This window comes from Streptomyces cirratus (assembly GCF_014650775.1).
Classification (GTDB): Bacteria; Actinomycetota; Actinomycetes; order Streptomycetales; family Streptomycetaceae; genus Streptomyces; species Streptomyces cirratus.
The window spans coordinates 372496-387890 of record NZ_BMVP01000002.1; the positions used below are offsets into that span (position 1 = coordinate 372496).

Below are 15395 nucleotides of genomic sequence, written 5' to 3' on the forward strand. Positions count from 1 at the left end.
CGGGCGCCATAAATCATGCCCGCCCCGGACAACACCCCACCGCACGCCCGGCCCCGGCCCCCACCTCCAGCCCCGCCGGCGTTTGAGGCGAACCCTGACCCCGCCCGGCGGCTCGGGCAGCCCCTGCGGGGGGCCGGGCAGCGATCCCGCCCGGCGGCTCGGGCAGCCCCGCGGGGGGCCGGGCAGCGATCCCGCCCGGCGGCTCGGGCAGCCCCGCGGGGGGCCGGGCAGCGATCCCGCCCCGCGGGCCGGGCAGCCCCGCGGGGGAACGCGCACCGACCCCGCCCCGCGGGCCGGCCACCCCCGCGGGGGACCGCGCAGCGACCCCGCCCGGCGGCTCGGCCGCCCCCGCGGGGGCGGGTGAAACGCCCGGCCAGGGCTACGGTTCGCCGAAGCGCGCAAGGGCGAGGGAGCCCGCGACCGCCACCGCGAAGCCGAGGACGGCCAGCCACGTCAGGCCCTCGCGGGTGCTGTCCCCGAGCCAGGCCACGCCCACCGCCGCCGGGCCGAGCGTCTCGCCCAGCACCATCCCCGCCGTCGCCGCCGTCACCGACCCCCGCTGGAGCGCCGACGTGAGCAGCAAGAACGCCGCGCCCCCGCCCAACAGCAGCGCGTACACCGCCGGGTTGCCGAGGTCCGGGCCGTCGATGAGGCGGACCGCCACCTCCACCACCCCGAAGCCGGTCCCCGCCGCCAGGCCCAGCGCCAGGGCCCGGGCGCGGCCCGGGAGCCGGCCCGCCGCCGCCCCGGCGACCAGCACCAGCGCCGCCACCCCCAGCAGCGCCGCCCGCAGCGCGGGCGGCCCCGTCTCCGTGCCCTCCTCGCCCGAGGACAGCCCCAGCATCACCAGCCCCCCGCACACCACCGCGACGGCCCCCCACTCCGCCCGGCTCAGCCGGACCCGCATCAGCCGCGCCGCGACCACCGCCGTCACCGCCAGGCTGGCCGCGAGCGCCGCGCCCACCACGTAGATGGGGATGTGCCGCAGCGCCACGATCTGGAGGACGAACCCCATCGCGTCCAGGCCCAGCCCCGCAACGTACCGCCACTGCCGCACCGCCCGCAGCAGGAGGGCCGCATCCACCCCGGACCCCGTCCCCGGCTCCGCCGCCCGCGCGGCCACCGCCTGCAGGACCGACGCCGTCCCGAAACAGACCGCCGCACCCAGCGCGCAAACCATCCCAATCAGCACGAACAGACTGTAGGCCAGCGTCGTGACGAGGGCGTGACGACGGCCGGATTCCGTCCCCCCGCCACCCCGCTCTAGGCTGTCGGCCAACGCCACCCAGGGGGAGCGAACCCGTACATGGACACCACCGACACCACCACCACCCGGCGCCGCATGCGTTCCGGCGCCGTCGCCCTCGGCGGCATGGGCCTGCTCGCCGCCACCCTCGTGGCCTGCGGCAGCAGCGAGCCCGACAAGCGCTGCGCCGACCGCGCCACCTTGCAGAAGCTGAACGAGAAGGAGTGCAGGAGCGGCGGCCACGGCGCGTACTACTACGGCGGCAGCACCAGCAGCGGCAAGGTCAAGGGCGGCAGCTTCGACAAGTCCGCCGTCACCCGCGGCGGCATCGGCGGCCACAGCGGCTCCAGCGGCGGCTGAGGAAAGGCGGCCACGTGAAGCGGCACACCATCGAGCCCCGCCCCGACTGGCAGAAGACCGTCGAGGAACAGGGCCTGATCTACCCCCTGACCCGCTACCCCGACGACTCCCTGCGCCCCTACTGGGACGAGAGCGCGTACTACTCCTTCTCCCTCCCCGAGGTCGAGGCGCTGGAGAACGTCGTCGAGGAACTGCACGCCATGTGCCTCGCCGCGGCCGCCCACATCGTCGAGCACGAACGCTTCGCGGACCTCGGCATCAAGGACCCCCGGCTCGCCGCCCGTATCGCCGAGTCCTGGCGGCGCCGCGCGGAACAGCCGTCCCTGTACGGCCGTTTCGACCTGCGCTACGACGACTCCGGAGCGCCCGCCAAGCTGCTGGAGTACAACGCAGACACCCCCACCTCCCTGGTCGAGGCGGCGAGCCCGCAGTGGTTCTGGATGGAGGAACGCTTCCCCGGCGCCGACCAGTGGAACTCCCTGCACGAGCGCCTCGTCGAAGCGTGGCGCCGGCAGGCGGAGCTGCTGCCGCCCGGGCCCGTCCACTTCGCGCACTCCGAGACCGACGAGCTGGGCGAGGACCTGATGACGGTCGCCTACCTCAAGGAGACCGCCGAGCAGGCGGGACTGGCCACGCACGCCCTGTCGGTGGAACAGATCGGCTGGGACAGCCTGTCCGGCCGGTTCGTGGACGACAGGCTGCGCTTCATCCGCAGCTGCTTCAAGCTCTACCCGTGGGAGTGGCTGGCCGGGGACGCATTCGGCCCGCAGGTCCTCGACACGTACGACCACGGCGGCGGCTCCGGCAGCACCTGCTGGATCGAGCCGCTGTGGAAGATGCTCCTCGCCAACAAGGCGCTGCTGGCGATCTTGTGGGAGCTGTTCCCCGAGCACCCGAACCTGCTGCCCGCCTACCTCGTCGGGCCGCGCGAGCTCGCGGACACCACCGGGTACGCGGCCAAGCCGCTGCTGGGCCGCGAGGGCGCGGGGGTCACCCTGCACCCGGTGGGCGGGGCACCGTTCGCGCCGGAGGAGGGCGAGACGTACGTCTTCCAGGGCCTGGCCCCGCTGCCGGACTTCGACGGCAACCGGGTGGTGCTCGGCGCGTGGGTCGTCGAGGAGGAGGCGGCGGGGCTGGGCATCAGGGAATCGGCGGGGCCGGTCACGGACGAGTACGCCCGCTTCCTGCCCCACGTCATCCTGTAGCGGCCGGGCCGTCAGACCGCCAGCACCGTGCGGAGCTGGTCCAGGCCCCAGTCCAGGTCCTCCTTGCTGATCACCAGGGGCGGGGCGATCCGGATGGTCGAGCCGTGGGTGTCCTTCACCAGCACCCCGAGCTCCATCAGCTTCTCGGAGATCTCCCGGCCCGTGCCGTGCGCCGGGTCGATGTCGACGCCCGCCCACAGGCCGCGCCCCCGTACGGCGGTCACGGCGCCGCCGCCCACCAGCAGGTTCAGTTCCCGGTGCAGGTGGTCGCCGAGCTCGGTGGCGCGCTGCTGGAACTCGCCGGTCCGCAGCATCGCGATCACCTCCAGTGCGACGGCGCAGGCCAGCGGGTTCCCGCCGAAGGTGGACCCGTGCTCGCCGGGCCGGAACACCCCGAGCACGTCCCGGTCGGCGACGACGGCGGAGACGGGGACGACGCCGCCGCCCAGCGCCTTGCCGAGGACGTACACGTCCGGCACGACCCCCTCGTGCGCGCACGCGAAGGTCTCGCCGGTACGGCCGAGGCCCGACTGGATCTCGTCCGCCATGAACAGGACGTTCCGCTCGCGCGTGAGTTCCCGTACGCCCTGGAGGTAGCCGGCCGGGGGTACGAGGACGCCCGCCTCGCCCTGGATCGGCTCCAGCAGGACGGCCACGGTGTTCGGGGTCAGGGCGTGGGAGAGCGCGGTGAGGTCCCCGTACGGGACGATCTCGAAGCCGGGGGTGTAGGGCCCGAAGTGGTCGCGGGCTTCGTGGTCCGTCGAGAAGGACACGATGGTGGTGGTCCGGCCGTGGAAGTTGTCGGCCGCGACGACGATCTTGGCGTGACCGTCCGGGACGCCCTTGACCTCGTAGCCCCACTTGCGGGCGGTCTTGACCGCCGTCTCCACCGCCTCCGCGCCCGTGTTCATCGGCAGCACCATCTCCTTGCCGCACAGGGCGGCGAGTTCGGTGCAGAAGTCCGCGAAGCGGTCGTGGTGGAAGGCGCGGGAGGTGAGCGTGACCCGCTCCAGCTGGGCGCGGGCGGCGTCGATCAGACGGCGGTTGCCGTGACCGAAGTTGAGCGCCGAGTAGCCGGCGAGCATGTCGAGGTACCTGCGGCCCTCCACGTCGGTCATCCACGCGCCCTCCGCCGACGAGACGACGATGGGGAGCGGGTGGTAGTTGTGCGCGCTGTGCGCGTCGGCGGTGCGGATGGCATCAGCAGTCTTCGACACGGGGTCTCCGATCGTCCGTCAGGCAGTCGACGAGGGTGGCGTCACTTTCCATGTTCGCTCGTATACCGGACGGAGAAACCTTTCTCGTGGCGCGCCCGCTAAGGTGGGCCGCACGCACGGCGACTGGCGCACGGGGAAACGACTCCGGGGGAGTCGTGCGGGCAGGACCGCACACAGGGCCGCTCGCCTGGGCCTCGCGGGGACGAGACCAGACATCGACCCCGGAGGACCGCCATGACAGCGCGCCGCCATCCCGCCCTTTCCGCGACCGACCCCGAGCTGGCGTCGTTCGTCGCGGCCGAGGAAACCCTCCAGGCGGAGACGCTCCGCCTCATCCCGAGCGAGAACTACGTGTCCGCGGCAGTGCTGGAGGCTTCCGGCACCGTCCTGCAGAACAAGTACAGCGAGGGCTACCCGGGCCGCCGTTACTACGAGGGCCAGCAGAACATCGACCGCGTCGAGGCCCTCGCCGTAGAGCGGGCCAAGGGCCTGTTCGGCGTGGACCACGCGAACGTGCAGCCGTACTCCGGCTCCCCGGCGAACCTCGCCGTGTACCTGGCCTTCGCGGAGCCGGGCGACACGGTGATGGGCATGGCCCTGCCGATGGGCGGGCACCTCACGCACGGCTGGGGCGTCTCGGCGACGGGATCCTGGTTCCGGGGCGTGCAGTACGGGGTCCGCGCCGACTCCGGGCGCATCGACTACGACGCGGTCCGCGAGCTCGCCCTCGCCGAGCGGCCGAAGATCATCTTCTGTGGTGGTACCGCGCTGCCGCGCACGATCGACTTCGGGGCCTTCGCGTCGATCGCCAAGGAGGCGGGCTCGATCCTGGTCGCGGACGTGGCGCACATCGCGGGCCTGATCGCGGGCGGGGCGCACCCCAGCCCGGCGGGCCACGTGGACGTCATCTCCACGACCACCCACAAGACCCTGCGCGGACCGCGCGGCGCGATGCTGATGTGCCGGGAGGAGCACGCGAAGGCGATTGACAAGGCGGTCTTCCCGGGTCTCCAGGGCGGCCCGCACAACCAGACGACGGCGGGCATCGCGGTGGCCCTGCACGAGGCGGCGCAGCCGGCGTTCGTCACGTACGCGCACGCGGTCGTCGCCAATGCGAAGGCGCTGGCCGCGGCGTTGCTGGAGCGCGGGTTCGACCTGGTGTCGGGGGGTACGGACAACCACCTGATCCTGGTGGACCTGACCTCGCGGGGGGTGCCCGGGAAGGTGGCGGCGAAGGCACTGGACCGGGCGGGGATCGTGGTGAACTACAACACGGTGCCGTTCGATCCGCGCAAGCCGTTCGACCCGTCGGGGATCCGGCTCGGGACGCCGTCGCTGACCTCGCGGGGGCTGTCGGTGGAGCACATGCCGGTGGTGGCGGACTGGATCTCCCGCGCGGTGGCCGCGGCCGGCTCCGCGGACGAGCGGACGCTGACCGCGATCCGCGGCGAGGTCTCGTCCCTCCTCTCCACCTTCCCGGCCCCGGGCCTGCCCCTCTCCTGACCCCCCCGTCCCGGCGGGTGCGCCCCGGCCTGCCGGACGGCGTCCGCCACCTCTCGGCCTCGCCGGCGTTTGAGGCGCGGGGTCCGGGGCGGAGCCCCAGGGAACCCGGCTCCGCCGCGCACCGGGCTCTGCCCGGACCCGCGCCTCAAACGCCCCCGGCTACCGCTGGGAGGTGCCCCCACGAGGCTGGGCTGTGCCGGCGAGGCAGGAAAAGCGGTCGCTCGGACGGGGCGGGATTCGGCCGGGGCGCTACTGCCCGGTACCGGGGCGGGCCCGCAGCGGCGGGGGTGCGGCCCCGGAAGGTTCCGGCCAGCGGCGGGCCCGAGCCCGCCCCCGCACCTGAGAGAATGGACCCATGGCTTCTGATCGTCCTCGCGCGCTCTCCGGCATCCAGCCCACCTCCGGTTCGTTCCACCTCGGGAACTACCTCGGAGCCATCCGCCAGTACGTCGCCCTGCAGGAAACGCACGACGCCTTCTACATGGTCGTCGACCTGCACGCGATCACCATGCCCCAGGATCCGAAGGACCTCCGCGCGAACACCCGGCTCTCCGCCGCGCAGCTGCTCGCCGCCGGCCTGGACCCCGAGCGCTGCACGCTCTTCATCCAGAGCCACGTGCCCGAGCACGCGCAGCTCGGCTGGGTCATGAACTGCATCACCGGCTTCGGCGAGGCCAGCCGGATGACCCAGTTCAAGGACAAGTCCGCCAAGGGCGGCGTCAACAACGCCACCGTCGGCCTGTTCACGTACCCGATCCTCCAGGTCGCTGACATCCTGCTCTACCAGGCGAACGCCGTCCCCGTCGGCGAGGACCAGCGCCAGCACATCGAGCTCACCCGCGACCTGGCCGAGCGCTTCAACCAGCGGTTCGGCCCGACCTTCACGCTGCCCGCCGCGCACATCGTCAAGGAGGTCGCGAAGATCTACGACCTCCAGGACCCGGCCAGCAAGATGTCGAAGTCCGCGTCGTCCCCCAAGGGCCTGATCAACCTCCTCGACGAGCCCAAGGTCACCGAGAAGAAGATCAAGAGCGCGGTCACCGACACCGAGGCCGAGATCCGCTTCGACACGGCGGAAAAGCCCGGCGTCAGCAACCTGCTCACGATCTACTCCACCCTCACGGGCGAGTCGATCCCGGCCCTGGAAGCCTCGTACGAGGGCAAGGGGTACGGCGCCCTCAAGACGGACCTCGCCGCCGTGATGGTCGACTTCGTCACACCGTTCCGCCAGCGGACGCAGGAATACCTGGACGACCCGGAGACGCTGGACTCCATCCTGGCCAAGGGCGCGGAGAAGGCCCGCGCGGTCGCCGCCGAGACCCTGGCCCAGGCGTACGACCGGCTCGGTTTCCTGCCCGCCAAGCACTGACCGACGAGAGCGCTGGCGGTCCGGGGGGTGGTGCCGCCACACTGAGGCGGCAGCACCCCATCGGGGGACAGACGCAAGCGGCGGACGCAAGCGACGGACGCAAGCGACAGACGGAGGAGACAAACGTGGGGACCGTAACGCTCGGCGTTTCGATCGCGGTCCCGGAGCCGTACGGCAGCCGCCTCCAGGAGCTGCGCGCGGGCTTCGGGGACGCCGCCGCGCACGGCATCCCCACGCACGTCACCCTCGTCCCGCCCACCGAGGTCGACGCCGCCCGGCTCCCGGCCATCCGGGCCCACCTCGCCGAGGTCGCGGCGGGCTTCCGCGCCTTCGCGATGCGGCTGGAGGGCACGGGAACCTTCCGCCCGCTCTCGCCGGTCGTCTTCGTCAAGGTCGTGGAGGGTGGCTACGGCTGCACCCTCCTCCAGGGCCGGCTCCGCGACCCCGAGGGGCCGCTGGAGCGCGAGCTGGCGTTCCCGTACCACCCCCACGTCACCGTCGCCCACGGGATCTCCGAGGAAGCGATGGACCTGGCGTTCGCCGCGCTGGCCGACTACTGCGCCGAGTGGCTGTGCGAGGGGTTCGCGCTCTACGAGCAGGGCTCGGACGGCGTCTGGCGGAAGCTGCGCGAGTACCCTTTCGGGCCCGGCCCGGCGGGCCTCCCCACGCAGTCGGGTTCCCCGGCGAACGAGGCGGCCGAGGCGGTCATACGGCGCTCCTGACGGAGGGGCCGCAGGGCCTGGAACGTGCGGAACCTGAGCCTCCGTAGGACAAGGGCGTGAAACGGACGCCCCATCGAGTGCGCTTGGCGAAAAGTCACAATCGACGACCGTAGTACCAAAGTGGTGCAATTCCGGCCATTTACGGCATCCCAATTACGGTGACCCCATGGACTGGCTGACGAAGATCCCGGTGATCGGGCCGCTGGTGGCCGTCCTGATGCGGACGCACGCCTGGCACTCGTACGAACGGCTCGACCGCGTCCACTGGACCCGGCTCGGCGCCGCGATCACCTTCATCAGCTTCCTCGCGCTGTTCCCGCTGATCACGGTGGCCGCCGCCGTCGGCGCGGCGCTCCTCAGCCAGGAGCAGCTGGACCGGCTCCAGAAGACCCTCGCCCAGCAGGTCCCCGGCATCTCCGACCAGCTCGACCTCAACGCACTCGTCGCGAACGCGGGCACCGTCGGACTCGTGGCGGGCGGCCTGCTGCTCTTCACCGGCATCGGGTGGGTCGGCTCGATGCGGGACTGCCTGCGCGCCGTGTGGCGCAAGGACGACGAGGACCAGGGCAACCCCGTCGTCCGCAAGGGCAAGGACGCGCTGGTACTGCTCGGCCTCGGCGGCGCGGTCCTGGCCTCGGCCGCCGCCTCGATCGTCGGCTCCAGCGCGGTCGGCAAGTTCGGCAACCTGCTCGGCGTCCCGCAGCACGGCGCGGGCGGCGCTGTCCTGCGGACGGGCGCCTTCCTCGTCGGCGTCCTCGCCGCCTTCCTGCTGCTGCTCTACCTCCTGACGCTGCTCCCCGGGGTCCAGCCGCCGCGCGGCCGCCTGATCCAGGCGGCCCTGATCGGCGCGGCCGGCTTCGAGCTGCTGAAACTGCTGCTCAGCGGCTACATACGGGAGGTCGCCGGGAAGAGCATGTACGGGGCCTTCGGCGTGCCCATCGCCCTGCTGCTCTGGATCAACTTCACGGCCAAGCTGCTGCTGTTCTGCGCCGCGTGGACGGCCGCCCGGGGCGACGACCGCGCCGGGCAGCCGGGCGACGAGCACGACGGGCCCGCGGCGAAGCAGCTCTGACGGCCGCCGACCGCCTCACACGAGGTCCTCGTCCGCCGGGCGGCGCCCGCGCCGGCCGGGCCACCGACGGTTGAAGGCGAAGGTGCCGCCCGCCAGCGCGGCCAGCACCCCGCCCGCGATGCCCAGCGCGGTACCCAGTCCGCTGTCGCCGGGATCACCGCCGGCCGCCGCCCGGCTCTGCTCGTGCGACTGGGCGGGTGCGCCCTTCGACTTGGTGTCCGCGCTCTTCGGCGGAACCAGCTCACCGACCGGCTTGACCTTTCCGGCCGCCGCGAAACCCCAGTCGAAGAGCTCGGCGGTCTCCTCGTACACCGAGTTGATCCCGCCGGCGCCCGGGTCCATCACCGTGACCAGCAGCTTCCTGTTGCCGCGCTGCGCCGCGCCGGTGAAGGTGGCACCGGCCATGCTGGTGTTGCCGTTCTTCACTCCGGCGATCCCCTTGTACGGGGAGATCCCGCCCGCGCCCGTCATCAGCCGGTTGGTGTTCTGGATCTCGAAGGAATCGCGCGGCTTGCCCGTCTGGTGCCCGCCGGGGAACTGTGCGCTCGCCGTGCCGCAGTACTCCCGGAAGTCCTGCTTCTGGAGGCCGGAGCGGGCGATGAGGGTGAGGTCGTAGGCGCTCGACACCTGACCGGGGGCGTCGTACCCGTCAGGGGAGACCACGTGGGTGTCGAGGGCCTGGAGCTCCTCGGCGTGCGCCTGCATGTCCTTGACGGTCTTCTCGATGCCGCCGTTCATGGCCGACAGCACGTGCACGGCGTCGTTGCCCGAACGCAGGAAGACCCCGAGCCACAGGTCGTGGACGGTGTACTCGGCGTCCTCCTTGACCCCGACCAGACTGCTGCCCGCCCCGACGTCGGCCATCTCCTCCTCGGTCACCTTGTGCACCTGGTCCTTGGGCAGGGTCGGCAGCACCGTGTCCGCGAACAGCATCTTCATCGTCGAGGCCGGCGGGAGCCGCCAGTGCGCGTTGTGCGCGGCCAGCACCTCACCCGTATCGGCGTCCGCCACGATCCACGACCGCCCCGTGAGGTTCGCCGGCAGGGCCGGGGCCCCGGGCAGCAGGTTCACCTGGGTGCCGGGCTGCCCCAGTGCGGCGCCGCCCACGCTGGACATCGACGAGGGGGGCGCGGCGGACCTGGGAAGCCTGCCCTTCCCGTCCGCCGGCGGCGGCGAGGGCACCACCGGACGGGCGTACGCGGGGACCCCGAGCATCGCGGGAACCATGAGCGCGGCGGAAAGGACCGTCAGCGCGGTCTTCTTGGCAGACACGCAGGTGAAAGTACATCCCGATGGGCCGACCGCAGCCCCGGAAAGGTCAACCCGCCGCAGCCGCCGCCGGTACAGCCCACCCCGGCGGGTCCGTCCTGGCGACGAAACCGATACTGAGGGCATGAAACTCAGCCGCGCCGTCTCCTGGTTCCTGCTCGCCTTCGGAGTGTGGAGCTGGTTCATCTGGGTGACCTTCGTCCGGAATTTGTGGAAGAACGGAAGCGGCCTGTCCTTCGACGCGGCCGGCGACCCTACTGCGTACTTCTGGGTCCACCTTCTCCTCGCGGTCACGTCCTTTCTCCTGGGGACGGCCGTTGGGGTGATCGGGCTGCGCGGTCTGCGGGCGCTGCGGCGTGAGTCACGATGACCGTATTGGTCCTCGCGGTGGTCGCGCTCGCGGTACTGCTCCTGTTGGCCCTGGTGCACCGGTGGCTGTGGGCCCGGCTCGTCCGTGACACCACCCGGCCGGGTGGACCGGCGCGCACGGCGGGGACCGTGCTCGCGTTCGCCCTGCCGTTGCTGGCGCTCGCGGCGCTGGTGGCGGGGCACGCGGGGGCGCCGTTCTGGCTCCAGCGGGCGGTGGCCTGGCCGGGGTTCATGTGGCTGGCGGTGCTGCTGTACCTGACGATGGCGATGCTGGTGGCCGAGCCGGTGCGCCGGCTGTGGCTGCGCCGGACCGCGGCCCCCGAGCCGGCGCCCGTACCCGTACCGGCCGCGGCGCCCGCACCGGCCGCCGCGCCGGCGGGGCCCGAGCCGCAGCCGGCCGCCCCCGTGCCTTCGGAGCCGGGGCGGGCCGACGGGCCGGCGGCCGCCGGCCCCACCCGGCGTCGGTTCGTCGCCCGTACCGTCGGCGGGACCGCGGCCGCCGCGGCGCTCGGGACGGTCGGGCTCGGGACGTACGGGGTGCTGCGCGGCCCGCGCGTCAAGCGCGTGCAGGTGCCGCTCGCCCGGCTGCCCCGCGCAGCGCACGGTTTCCGGATCGCGGTCGTCAGCGACGTCCACCTCGGTCCGATCCTCGGCCGGGCCCACACCGCCCGCATCGTCGAGACCGTCAACCGCACCCAGCCCGACCTCATCGCCATCGTCGGCGACCTCGTCGACGGCAGCGTGCACGATCTCGGCCCGGCCGCCGAACCGCTGCGCGGACTCAGGGCCCGGCACGGTTCCTTCTTCGTCACCGGTAACCACGAGTACTTCTCGGGCGCGCAGCAGTGGATCGACCACGTACGCGAACTCGGACTCCAGCCCCTGGAGAACGCCCGCCGCGCCCTGCCGTACTTCGACCTCGCCGGGGTCAACGACGTCCAGGGGCGGAGCGAGGGCCACGGCCCCGACTTCCAGGCGGCCCTCGGCGACCGCGACCGTACCCGTACCGCCGTGCTCCTCGCCCACCAGCCGATCGTCATCCACGACGCCGTCCGGCACGGCGTCGACCTCCAGCTCTCCGGCCACACCCACGGCGGCCAGCTCTGGCCGGGAAATTACATCGCCGAACTCGCCAACCCCACCGTCGCCGGACTCGAGCGCTACGGGGACACACAGCTGTACGTGTCGCGCGGTGCGGGCGCGTGGGGGCCGCCCGTGCGGGTGGGCGCTCCGTCGGACATCACTGTGGTCGAACTCGCCTCATACCAGGCCTGAGCAGGCATCGCGGGCCTTCCGGTGGCTGATATTCCGTGATTGGCTGACCGATAATCGGAGCTCCTCATGTGAATAGCGGGGTCAGGGGATGGGGTCTGTCAGACCTAAGATCATCGCGGCCGGTCTCGTCCTCGCGGCGGCCGGTGGTGTCGCGGCGTGGCAGTTGCTGCCCGACGGCGAGGGCCGCGGCGCCATCAGGGTCGGCACGAGCGACTCCGTCTCCAGCCTCGACCCGGCCGGGGCGTACGACGCGGGCTCCTGGGCGCTGTTCAGCAACGTCTACCAGTCGCTGCTGACCATCAAGCCCGGCTCGGACACGCCGGTGCCGGACGCCGCCTCCGAGTGCGCGTTCGTCGGGCAGAAGCTCACCACGTACCAGTGCCGACTCCGCCCGGACGTGAAGTTCTCGGGCGGGCGCGCCGTCACCGCCGACGACGTGAAGTACTCCTTCGACCGGATCAAGGCGATCAACGCCGACCAGGGTCCGGCCTCGCTCTTCGACACCCTGGAGTCGGTCAAGGCCGACGCCGGTACGGTCACCTTCAACCTCAAGGCCCCCGACGCCACCTTCCCCTTCAAGATCGCGACCGGCGCGGCCTCGATCGTCGACAAGGGCGTGTACCCGGCCAAGGCGCTGCGCGAGGGCACCAAGGCCGACGGCTCGGGACCCTTCACCCTGGCCGGGTACGAGGCCGGCGCGAGCGCCGAGCTCAAACCCAACCCGGCGTACAAGGGGCAGGCCAAGCCCGCCCTCGCCCCCGTCACCGTCAAGTACTTCAAGGGCTCGGACGAACTCAACAAGGCCTGGACGGACCGGAAGATCGACGTCGCCCACCGCGACATGCCGCCCGGGGTGCTCGCGGGCCTCGGCCCGGGCCTGACGGACACCCACTACCAGGTCTCCGGCGGCACCGAGACCCGCATCATGATCTTCAACGTCCGGCCCGGATCGACCGTCGCCAAGCCCGCCGTGCGCCAGGCCGTGGCCGCCGTCCTGGACCGCTCCAAGCTGGCCGCCGAGATCCACAAGGGCACGGTCACCCCGCTCTACTCCCTCGTCCCGGCCGGGGTCGCCGGACACAGCACGCCGTTCTTCGACACCTACCCCAAGCCCGACGGGGCGACGGCCAAGAAGATCCTCAAGGACGCCGGGATCGATGCTCCGGTGTCGCTGACCCTGGGGGTCAACGAGCGGGGCGCCAACGTCGAGGAAGCCGACGCCATCGCCAAGCAGCTCACCGCCAGCGGCCTGTTCCAGGTGAAGATCAAGACGGTCGCCACGTTCCAGGACTACCAGAAGCGGTACGCGGCCGGCGAGTTCGACGCCTACACCCTGGGCTGGATCGCCGACTTCCCGGACGCGGACAACTTCATCGCCCCGCTCGTGGCCACCGGCTCCAGCATGAACAACGGCTACTCCGACAAGACGGTCGACGACCTGATCGCCCGCACCCGTGGCCACTCGGCCCGCGGCGAGGCGGCCGCCGACTTCCGCGAGCTCCAGAAGCTGGTCGCCCAGCAGATCCCGATCCTGCCGATCTGGCAGAAGAAGGACTACGTGATGTCCCGCGAGGCCGTCGGCGGAGCGCAGTACCTCTCCGACGGTACGGGCGTCTGGCGGCTGTCGGAGCTCAACTGGCTCTGACGCAGCGGCCCGCCTGCGCCTACGCCCCCTCCCCGGGGTGCGGGTCGGAGGCGCGCTTCCGGCGGGAGACCGCGGTCTGCGCCATGCCCGGCAGGAAGTCCGCGAACAGTTCGTGGACCTCCCGCACCAGCGGCCGCAGCACCCGGAACCGGGCGAGGACGATGCCCCGCGTCGTGAGCTGCGCGCCGCGCTCGGCGAGCCGGCGGGTCTTCTCGCTGTCGGGCGAGCGGTCGAAGACCCAGTACAGGACGAGTCCCATCTGCGAGAGCCACATCAGCTCGGGCAGCACGTCGGCCAGTTCCTCCGGCACCTTCGTCTTCGCACCGGCCAGCACCTCGCGGTGCATGTCGATCGCCGCCTTGCGGGCGGGTTCCGACTCGGGCGAGAAGGGGCTCAGCGGGCTCTCCGGGTCGGCCGCGTTCTTGAAGAACTGCGACGCGAACTCGTGGTACGGCGCCGCGATGTCCAGCCAGCTCGTCAGCACGCCCGCGAGGCGCTTCTGCAAGTCGGTCTCGCTGTCCAGGATCGGCCGGACCGCCGCCTGGTGAGCGGCGCCGATCCGGTCGTAGAACCCCTGGACCAGGTGTTCCTTCGAAGCGAAGTAGTAGTACGCGTTCCCGACCGAAACCCCGGCCTCCTTGGCGATGGCCCGCATGGTCGTCTTGTCGAACCCGCGCTCCTGGAACAGGCGGAGGGCGGTTTCGAGGATGAGGGTGCGGGTCTGTTCGCTCTTCGGAGCCTTCTGATCGGTCACGGTGTACGACCCTATCGGGGTGCTGCGCACTGGTCGCCACAGGCCGGTTCTTCCGCCCCCGCCGCGCCGTCGGTACGGACCGCGGCCCGCCAGGCGGAGGCGGTGTACATGGCGGCCCGGGCGAAGGGCCGGCCCGCCGGGGTGGCGAGCCAGTTGGCCCTCGGCCGGTGCTCGGCCAGGGCCCACAGGCACACGATGAAGGCATCGGTGTCGGTCCAGACCTGGCCCGCGTTCCCGACCACGGTGATCCGGCGCAGCGTCGCCGCGTGGTCCAGGCCCGGGAACCGCTGCTGCGCCTCGTACGATCCGGCGGGGACCAGCCGCAGCGGTACGAGCCACCGCTGTCCGAGGAGCCAGTGCCGGATGTGCACGCAGAGCGGGCAGTTCGCGTCGTAGAGGACGGTCAGGTGCCGGAGGGCCGCCGCGGCCATCGGGGTTCAGGCCCCGGCCGGGGCGGTCCACCCCTGGGGGGCGACCGGCGGGATCTGCTGGCGCTCCATGATGCCGCGGCGGCGCATCTTGTTGAGCACCCACACGTTGCCGAGGTGCATCACGCCGAGGACGAGCAGGACGACGCCGAGCTTCACCGAGAGCGCCTCGAAGAGCCCGCGGGCTGCGGTGATGGTCTCGGCCGAGCGCAGGTAGAGGGTCACGAAGCCGATGTTCACCAGGTAGAAGCCGACGACCAGGAGGTGGTTGACGGCGTCCGCGAGCTTCTCGTTGCCCTGGAGGACGTCGGCGATGAAGACGCGGCCGTTGCGGGTGAGGGTGCGGGCGACCCAGACGGTGAGCCCGATGCTGATGACCAGGTAGATGACGTACGCGACCACGGTGAGGTCCATGCCCCAGCCCCCTTTGAACGTGTTCAACTGCTGACAGGGCTGACTGTAGACCTCTTTTTGAACAGGTTCAAGCGTTCGGTTCAAGGTGTCATCCCGATCGCCTTCTCCAGCAACTCCGGATCGACGTGCGGAGCGTCGGGCGTCGGCAGCGACCGCCAGGCCAGTGGCCATGTCGCCCCGTACAGCGCGGGCACCCCGACGTAGGCGGCGGCGGACCGGGTGCGCGAGCTGTACCGCTGGGCGTACGAGGGCCAGCTCCGCTCCCGCGCGGCCCCGGGCGGGAGCAGGAAGTACATCCAGCGGAAGCCGTTGAGCTCGTAGACGATGGGTCCGGGGTCGTGGTCGGTGAGCCGGCTGAGCTGCTTGGCGATGTCCTCGCCGAGCTGGCCCTGAATGCGGACGGCATCGAAGTGCACGCCGGCGAGCCGGAGGCGGAAGCCGGACTCGGGGACCCAGTCCGGGGCCCACGCGCGGGGGGAGATTTCGTCGTTCACACCACAGAGGGTGACGGCCCGGAGCTAGCCTGAACAGTGGTCGTGCCGTCACA

Annotated in this window: 16 protein-coding genes and 1 riboswitch; of the genes, 9 read left to right on the forward strand and 7 right to left on the reverse strand. The window is 72.0% G+C overall.

Going from position 1 to position 15395, the window contains the following annotated elements:
* Positions 1 to 379 precede the first annotated feature (379 nt).
* Positions 380 to 1180 (reverse strand): DMT family protein, encoded by an 801-nt coding sequence (locus IE207_RS06635; protein WP_190183597.1) that lies wholly within the window; start codon positions 1178 to 1180, stop codon positions 380 to 382.
* A gap of 126 nt (positions 1181 to 1306) precedes the next feature.
* On the opposite strand from IE207_RS06635, the gene IE207_RS06640 reads away from it, so the two are divergent.
* Both IE207_RS06640 and IE207_RS06645 read left to right on the forward strand, forming a co-directional pair.
* Positions 1307 to 1606 carry a hypothetical protein gene (locus tag IE207_RS06640; RefSeq protein WP_190183082.1) on the forward strand — a complete coding sequence of 100 codons (300 nt, stop codon included), beginning with the start codon at positions 1307 to 1309 and terminating at the stop codon, positions 1604 to 1606.
* A 14-nt stretch (positions 1607 to 1620) separates the two neighbouring features.
* Positions 1621 to 2811, forward strand: a complete 1191-nt coding sequence (locus IE207_RS06645; RefSeq protein ID WP_190183083.1) for a glutathionylspermidine synthase family protein — start codon at positions 1621 to 1623, stop codon at positions 2809 to 2811.
* 11 nt (positions 2812 to 2822) lie between these two features.
* Here the strand turns inward: IE207_RS06645 and rocD are convergent, their stop codons facing one another.
* The gene (rocD, locus tag IE207_RS06650; protein WP_190183084.1) at positions 2823 to 4028 is read right to left on the reverse strand and encodes an ornithine--oxo-acid transaminase; all 1206 of its coding nucleotides are present in this window, start codon (positions 4026 to 4028) and stop codon (positions 2823 to 2825) included.
* A gap of 109 nt (positions 4029 to 4137) precedes the next feature.
* Positions 4138 to 4228, forward strand: a riboswitch (ZMP/ZTP riboswitch).
* A 34-nt stretch (positions 4229 to 4262) separates the two neighbouring features.
* On the opposite strand from rocD, the gene glyA reads away from it, so the two are divergent.
* From glyA to IE207_RS06670, 4 genes are all read left to right on the forward strand, one after another.
* A complete protein-coding gene (gene glyA / locus IE207_RS06655; RefSeq protein ID WP_190183085.1) occupies positions 4263 to 5531 on the forward strand; it encodes a serine hydroxymethyltransferase in 1269 nt (422 codons plus the stop codon).
* Positions 5532 to 5886: 355 nt separating this feature from the next.
* A complete protein-coding gene (trpS, locus tag IE207_RS06660; RefSeq protein ID WP_190183086.1) occupies positions 5887 to 6900 on the forward strand; it encodes a tryptophan--tRNA ligase in 1014 nt (337 codons plus the stop codon).
* A 125-nt stretch (positions 6901 to 7025) separates the two neighbouring features.
* On the forward strand, positions 7026 to 7622 hold the full coding sequence (locus tag IE207_RS06665) for a 2'-5' RNA ligase family protein (RefSeq protein WP_190183087.1): 597 nt from the start codon (positions 7026 to 7028) through the stop codon (positions 7620 to 7622).
* Between the two features lie 166 nt (positions 7623 to 7788).
* Positions 7789 to 8694, forward strand: coding sequence for a YihY/virulence factor BrkB family protein (locus IE207_RS06670; protein WP_190183088.1), 906 nt, complete (start codon positions 7789 to 7791; stop codon positions 8692 to 8694).
* A 15-nt stretch (positions 8695 to 8709) separates the two neighbouring features.
* Here IE207_RS06670 and IE207_RS06675 read toward each other — a convergent pair whose 3' ends face one another.
* Positions 8710 to 9966: a D-alanyl-D-alanine carboxypeptidase family protein gene (locus tag IE207_RS06675; protein WP_308433561.1), complete on the reverse strand. Its 1257-nt coding sequence runs from the start codon at positions 9964 to 9966 to the stop codon at positions 8710 to 8712.
* Positions 9967 to 10087: 121 nt separating this feature from the next.
* Here IE207_RS06675 and IE207_RS32965 point away from each other — a divergent pair, with 121 nt between their 5' ends.
* The 3 genes from IE207_RS32965 (at position 10088) to IE207_RS06685 (ending at position 13252) form a co-directional block, all read left to right on the forward strand.
* On the forward strand, positions 10088 to 10333 hold the full coding sequence (locus tag IE207_RS32965; RefSeq protein WP_229873412.1) for an SCO4848 family membrane protein: 246 nt from the start codon (positions 10088 to 10090) through the stop codon (positions 10331 to 10333).
* Positions 10330 to 11607, forward strand: coding sequence for a metallophosphoesterase (locus IE207_RS06680; protein ID WP_190183089.1), 1278 nt, complete (start codon positions 10330 to 10332; stop codon positions 11605 to 11607). Before IE207_RS32965 ends, IE207_RS06680 begins: the two co-directional genes overlap by 4 nt.
* Positions 11608 to 11695: 88 nt before the next feature.
* Positions 11696 to 13252, forward strand: a complete 1557-nt coding sequence (locus IE207_RS06685; protein ID WP_190183090.1) for an ABC transporter substrate-binding protein — start codon at positions 11696 to 11698, stop codon at positions 13250 to 13252.
* Positions 13253 to 13271: 19 nt separating this feature from the next.
* Here IE207_RS06685 and IE207_RS06690 read toward each other — a convergent pair whose 3' ends face one another.
* The 4 genes from IE207_RS06690 to IE207_RS06705 all read right to left on the reverse strand — a co-directional run bounded on the left by IE207_RS06690 (position 13272) and on the right by IE207_RS06705 (position 15342).
* Positions 13272 to 14006: a TetR family transcriptional regulator gene (locus IE207_RS06690; protein ID WP_190183091.1), complete on the reverse strand. Its 735-nt coding sequence runs from the start codon at positions 14004 to 14006 to the stop codon at positions 13272 to 13274.
* An 11-nt stretch (positions 14007 to 14017) separates the two neighbouring features.
* Complete coding sequence (locus IE207_RS06695) at positions 14018 to 14437, reverse strand: thiol-disulfide oxidoreductase DCC family protein (RefSeq protein WP_190183092.1); 420 nt, start codon at positions 14435 to 14437, stop codon at positions 14018 to 14020.
* A 6-nt stretch (positions 14438 to 14443) separates the two neighbouring features.
* Positions 14444 to 14848: a hypothetical protein gene (locus tag IE207_RS06700; RefSeq protein WP_190183093.1), complete on the reverse strand. Its 405-nt coding sequence runs from the start codon at positions 14846 to 14848 to the stop codon at positions 14444 to 14446.
* An 80-nt stretch (positions 14849 to 14928) separates the two neighbouring features.
* A complete protein-coding gene (locus tag IE207_RS06705) occupies positions 14929 to 15342 on the reverse strand; it encodes a hypothetical protein (protein WP_190183094.1) in 414 nt (137 codons plus the stop codon).
* Between the last annotated feature and the right edge of the window lie 53 nt (positions 15343 to 15395).

Bases quoted from the DNA above. Each gene is read 5' to 3' on its own strand.
- IE207_RS06685 (WP_190183090.1), top strand. From the start codon at position 11,696: ATGGGGTCTGTCAGACCTAAGATCATCGCGGCCGGTCTCGTCCTCGCG.
- IE207_RS06640 (WP_190183082.1), top strand. From the start codon at position 1,307: ATGGACACCACCGACACCACCACCACCCGGCGCCGCATGCGTTCCGGC.
- IE207_RS06695 (WP_190183092.1), bottom strand. From the start codon at position 14,437: ATGGCCGCGGCGGCCCTCCGGCACCTGACCGTCCTCTACGACGCGAAC.
- IE207_RS32965 (WP_229873412.1), top strand. From the start codon at position 10,088: ATGAAACTCAGCCGCGCCGTCTCCTGGTTCCTGCTCGCCTTCGGAGTG.
- IE207_RS06680 (WP_190183089.1), top strand. From the start codon at position 10,330: ATGACCGTATTGGTCCTCGCGGTGGTCGCGCTCGCGGTACTGCTCCTG.
- trpS (WP_190183086.1), top strand. From the start codon at position 5,887: ATGGCTTCTGATCGTCCTCGCGCGCTCTCCGGCATCCAGCCCACCTCC.
- IE207_RS06635 (WP_190183597.1), bottom strand. From the start codon at position 1,180: ATGGTTTGCGCGCTGGGTGCGGCGGTCTGTTTCGGGACGGCGTCGGTC.
- IE207_RS06700 (WP_190183093.1), bottom strand. From the start codon at position 14,848: ATGGACCTCACCGTGGTCGCGTACGTCATCTACCTGGTCATCAGCATC.
- IE207_RS06670 (WP_190183088.1), top strand. From the start codon at position 7,789: ATGGACTGGCTGACGAAGATCCCGGTGATCGGGCCGCTGGTGGCCGTC.
- glyA (WP_190183085.1), top strand. From the start codon at position 4,263: ATGACAGCGCGCCGCCATCCCGCCCTTTCCGCGACCGACCCCGAGCTG.